Source organism: Arenimonas malthae CC-JY-1, assembly GCF_000747075.1.
In the GTDB taxonomy this organism is placed as follows: Bacteria; Pseudomonadota; Gammaproteobacteria; order Xanthomonadales; family Xanthomonadaceae; genus Arenimonas; species Arenimonas malthae.
Map to the genome: position 1 here is coordinate 1 of NZ_AVCH01000018.1, position 4,351 is coordinate 4,351.

Below are 4,351 nucleotides of genomic sequence, written 5' to 3' on the forward strand. Positions count from 1 at the left end.
CCGGCCGCCGGCAAGCTGGGCCCGGGCTTCGGCCACGCGCGCTTCGCTGGCCTGGCCGCGGCGCAGTCCCAGCACGCCCGCCAGCGGGAAGGCCCAGCCGGGGCGCAGCGCCAGCGCGCGGTCGTAGGCGGCTTCGGCTTCGTCGCGGCGGCCGGCGATTTCCTCGGCCTGGGCCAGCGCCATCCACAGGCCCGCCGAGCCCGGCGCACGCGCCAGTGCGTCGCGATAAAGCGCGCAGGCGGCGTCGGCGTCGTCGAGCCGGCTCAGGGTTTCGCCCAGTTTCAGCAGCACCGCCTCGTCGCCGGGGCGAAGCGCGTGCAGTTCGCGCCACAGCGGCAAGGCGTCGGCCGGGTCGCCCGCGTCGAACTCGGCCTGGGCCAGCAGCTCCAGCGTGCGCAGGTGGCCCGGCGCCAGCGCGCGGGCGCGGCGCAGCGGGGCCAGCGCTTCGCCGGTGCGGCCCAGGCGCAGTTGGGTGAGGCCGAGGAAATGCCAGCCCTCGGCCAGGCCGGGCTGCAGCGCGACGGATTCGTTGAAGGCCGCCAGTGCCTCGGCGTTGCGCCCCGAGGCCGCCAGCAGGCAGCCGTATTCGCAGCGCAGCGCGGCCGAGCCGGGTTCCAGCGCGCAGGCCTGGCGCATGTGGTCCAGCGCGGCGGCGCCATGCCCGGCCTGCAGCGCGGCCTGGGCCAGGCGCTTGTGTTCGGCGGCGGTGGGCGGGGCAGGCGGGGCCATGGGCAGGTTCGCGGAATACCGGCGCACAGTCTAACCGCGGCCGCCGGCGCGCCAGCCGCCCGCCGGCTTAGAATGCGGGCAACCCCGTCGTCGCGCCGCCCATGATCAACAACGACCTCGACATCACCCGCTACCGCAAGCGCCTGGCCGAGGTTGGCCGCGTCCAGATCCCCGGTTTCCTCCAGGCCGACGCCGCCGAAAGGCTGGCCGACTGCCTTCGGCGCGAAGTGCCCTGGTCCACCGCCGAGCGCGGCCTGCCCGACAGCCCGGCCTTCACGCCCGAGGTGGCGCGCCAGCGCATGCCCGAGGCCTACCGCCGCGCGGCGCAGGGTTTCCACTTCGTGTACGACCGCTACCTGCTGGTGGACGCGCTGAAGGAAGGCCGCGACCCCCACCTGCTGCTGCACGTGGTGCTGCCCTTCTTCAACAGCGAACCCTACCTGCAGTTCATCCGCGAGCTCACCGGCGACCCCGAGCTCAAGGCCGTGGGCGCGCAGGCCACGCGCTACCTGCCGGGGCAGTTCCTGCGCGTGCACGACGATGGCCACCACGACGAGGCGCGCCGCTACGCCTACGTGCTCAACCTCTCGCGCCGCTGGGAAGTGGACTGGGGCGGGCTGCTGCACTTCGTGGACGAGGACGGCGGCCACCTGGACGCGTTCCTGCCGCGCTTCAATTCACTGAGCCTGTTCAAGGTGCCGGCGAAGCACTTCGTCGGCACCGTGGCGCCGTTCGCGCTGGAGCCGCGCCTGGCGATCACCGGCTGGTGGCACTCGCAGCCGCCGGCCTGAGGCCTAGAGTTCGCCGAGCGGGGCGTCCTGGCCGTAGAAGGCCATGATGCCCTCCAGCGATTCCTTCACCAGCTGCCGTTCGGTGGCGGTGAGCATGGGGTGCCAGACATCGAAGATCAGCACCACGCGCAGGTGGTCGCTGTCGTTCCAGGCGGCGTGTTCGATGGTGTCGTCGAACAGCAACAGTTCGCCCGGGGTCCAGGTGCGCACGTGGTTGCCGACGCGGATGCCGCAGTCGGGCGGGATGACCAGCGGCAGGTGCACGGTGAGCCGGCAGTTGGTCGCGCCGTTGTGCGGCGGGATGCGCGTGCGCGGCTTGAGCGCCGAGAAGAACGCCGCCGGCGCGCGCTGCGCCACTTCCACCTGCGGCACCCCTTCGAGCATGGCCATGGTGGCCGGGCAGCGCGCGATGTGGTCTTCGATGCGCCGGCCGTGGTGCCAGAGGAAATAGGCGCTCCAGTCCGGGTTGCGGTCGAGCGGCGCGAACTGGCCCACGGGTTCGTCGGGGCGGGTCTGCACGTAGGGCACGAAACCAGCCTGGTCGCCGGCCAGCACCTGTTCGAGCTCGGCGCGGATGGCGGCGGTGCAGGCTTCGGCCGCCGGCGCCCAGGCGAAGTCCTCGCGCTCGAAGAAGGCGATCGAGGGCAGTCCGGTGATGCGGAACATGGCCGGCCGCGACAGGTACACGGGCTTGCGGCCCAGCGACACGTCCAGGCTTTCCTCGAAGCGCGCCAGCGAACGGCTGCCCAGGCCGCTGCGCAGCGGGTCCAGGCGGGCATCGAGGAAGGCGCCGAGCTCGCGCTTGTTGCGCTGCACGGCGGCCTGCGCGCGTTCGAACACCGGCGCCAGCTCAGGCAGCTGGAGCACCTGCGGCGGAGCCAGGTGCAGGGCGCTTTCGTAGGCCAGGGCCTGGTCGCGTTCGCGGCCGAGCTGGCCGTAGATCCTGGCTTTTTCCAGGTGCGCCGCATAGGCGCCGGGCTCGAGCCGCAGCGCGCGGTCGAGTTCGGCCAACGCGCCCGGCATGTCGCCTTCGGCCTGCAGCACGCGGGCGAAGTTGGCGTGGGCGATGGCCATGGGCGGCTGGCCGCGCACGGCCTGCGACAGCAGGCGGCGGGCTTCGGCGACGTCGCCGCGCGCCAGCGCCGCGGCGCCGTGGAAGTTCAGCGCGCCCGGGTGGCCGGGCGCCTTTGCCAGCACCTGGTCCCAGAGCCGCGCCGCCGCGTTCGCCTGCCCGTGGCGGGCCAGCCGGTCGGCCTCGGCCGCCAGGGCGGCGAGGCGGGCCTCGTTCGGATCGGCGGGCAGGGACATGGCGCGGGGCTCAGCAGCAGCCGTGGTCGCCGAACTGCGCGTGGCCGGCCTGCGCCGCCACGCCGCGGGTGAGGCCCTTCTCGCTGGCCTGGTAGTGCTCGGCGATCACCTTCGCCACGGCGGACGTGACGCGCTTGCCGGTGGGGATGTGCAGGAACTCGTTCGGGCCGTGCGCGTTGCTGTGCGGGCCGAGCACGCCGGTGATCATGAACTGCGCGCCCGGGAACTTCTCGCCCAGCATGCCCATGAACGGGATGGTGCCGCCCTCGCCCATGTACATGGCCGGCGCGCCGAAGAATTCGCGGCTGGCATGGTCGATGGCGTGTTCCAGCCACGGCGCCAGCGCGGGTGCGTTCCAGCCGGTGCTGGCCTTCTCCAGCTCGACCTCGACCTTGCAGCCGTTGGGCGGGTTGGCCTCGAGCACGCGCTTGAGCACTTCGCCGGCCTTCTTCGGCTCCAGCGTCGGCGGCAGGCGCAGGCTGAGCTTCACGGCGGTGTGCGGGCGCAGCACGTTGCCGGCGCTCGACAGCGGCGGCATGCCGTCCACGCCGGTGATCGACAGGGCCGGGCGCCAGGTGCGGTTGAGCACGAGTTCGGTGAGGTCCGGGTTCATCGGCGTCATGCCCGGCAGGAACGGGAACTTGTCCCAGATCTCGCTGCCCAGCACCTCCGCGGCGCGGTGGGCCTGGGCGATGCGCTGCTCGGGGATTTCGACGTACAGGTCGTCCACCAGGATCTTGCCGGTGGCCTCGTCCTCCAGGCGCGAGAGCAACTGGCGCAGGATGCGGAAGCTCGACGGCACCACGCCGCTGGCGTCGCCGCTGTGCACGCCTTCGCTGAGCACGCTGACCTTGAGGTTGCCGCCGGCCAGGCCGCGCAGCGAGGTGGTGCACCAGAGCTGGTCGTAGTTGGCGCAGCCCGAGTCCAGGCACACCACCAGCGAGGGCTTGCCGATGCGTTCGGCCAGGTGGTCGACGTAGTAGGGCAGGTCGTAGCTGCCCGATTCCTCGCAGGCTTCGATCAGGATGACGCAGCGGCTGTGCGGCAGGCCCTGTTCCTGCAGCGCGCGGATCGCGGTGAGCGAACCGTACAGCGCGTAGCCGTCGTCGGCGCCGCCGCGGCCGTAGAGCTTGTCGTCCTTGACCACCGGCTTCCAGGGGCCGAGGTCGTCGGCCCAGCCGGTCATTTCCGGCTGCTTGTCGAGGTGGCCGTAGAGCAGCACGCAGTCGTCGCCCTGGCCGGGGATCTCGATGTAGATCAGCGGCGTGCGGCCTTCGAGTTCGACCACTTCGACGGACATGCCCTTGATGGGCTGCGCCTTCGCCCAGCCGGCCATCAGCTTCACCGCGTCGGCCATGTAGCCGTTCTCGCGCCACTGCGCGTCGAACATCGGCGACTTGTTCGGGATGCGGATGTACTCGATGAGCTGCGGGACGATGTCGCCGTCCCAGGCGTCGGCGACGAAGCGGTCGGTCTTGGCGGTATCCATGGCGGGTCCTTCGTGAGTCAGGACGAGGATTTTA

The 4,351-nt window shown here is 71.9% G+C and carries 4 protein-coding genes; 1 reads left to right on the top strand and 3 read right to left on the bottom strand.

Annotated features, from left to right (window positions below):
- A partial coding sequence (locus N790_RS01980; protein WP_043800108.1) for a tetratricopeptide repeat protein occupies positions 1-729 on the bottom strand: 729 nt, incomplete at its 3' end.
- Positions 730-830: 101 nt separating this feature from the next.
- Between N790_RS01980 and N790_RS01985 the strand changes: the two genes are divergently transcribed.
- Entirely contained in the window at positions 831-1,520 is a 690-nt protein-coding gene (locus tag N790_RS01985) for a 2OG-Fe(II) oxygenase (RefSeq protein ID WP_043800110.1), read from the top strand.
- A gap of 3 nt (positions 1,521-1,523) precedes the next feature.
- Here the strand turns inward: N790_RS01985 and N790_RS01990 are convergent, their stop codons facing one another.
- Together N790_RS01990 and N790_RS01995 are read right to left on the bottom strand one after the other, a co-directional pair.
- A complete protein-coding gene (locus tag N790_RS01990) occupies positions 1,524-2,828 on the bottom strand; it encodes an aspartyl/asparaginyl beta-hydroxylase domain-containing protein (RefSeq protein WP_052385603.1) in 1,305 nt (434 codons plus the stop codon).
- Between the two features lie 10 nt (positions 2,829-2,838).
- Positions 2,839-4,317, bottom strand: a complete 1,479-nt coding sequence (locus tag N790_RS01995) for a M20 family metallopeptidase (protein WP_043800112.1) — start codon at positions 4,315-4,317, stop codon at positions 2,839-2,841.
- Positions 4,318-4,351: the final 34 nt, after the last annotated feature.

What these genes read in the sequence shown, in the direction of transcription:
- N790_RS01985 (WP_043800110.1), top strand. Translation starts at nt 831, where the DNA reads ATGATCAACAACGACCTCGACATCACCCGCTACCGCAAGCGCCTGGCC.
- N790_RS01990 (WP_052385603.1), bottom strand. Translation starts at nt 2,828, where the DNA reads ATGTCCCTGCCCGCCGATCCGAACGAGGCCCGCCTCGCCGCCCTGGCG.
- N790_RS01995 (WP_043800112.1), bottom strand. Translation starts at nt 4,317, where the DNA reads ATGGATACCGCCAAGACCGACCGCTTCGTCGCCGACGCCTGGGACGGC.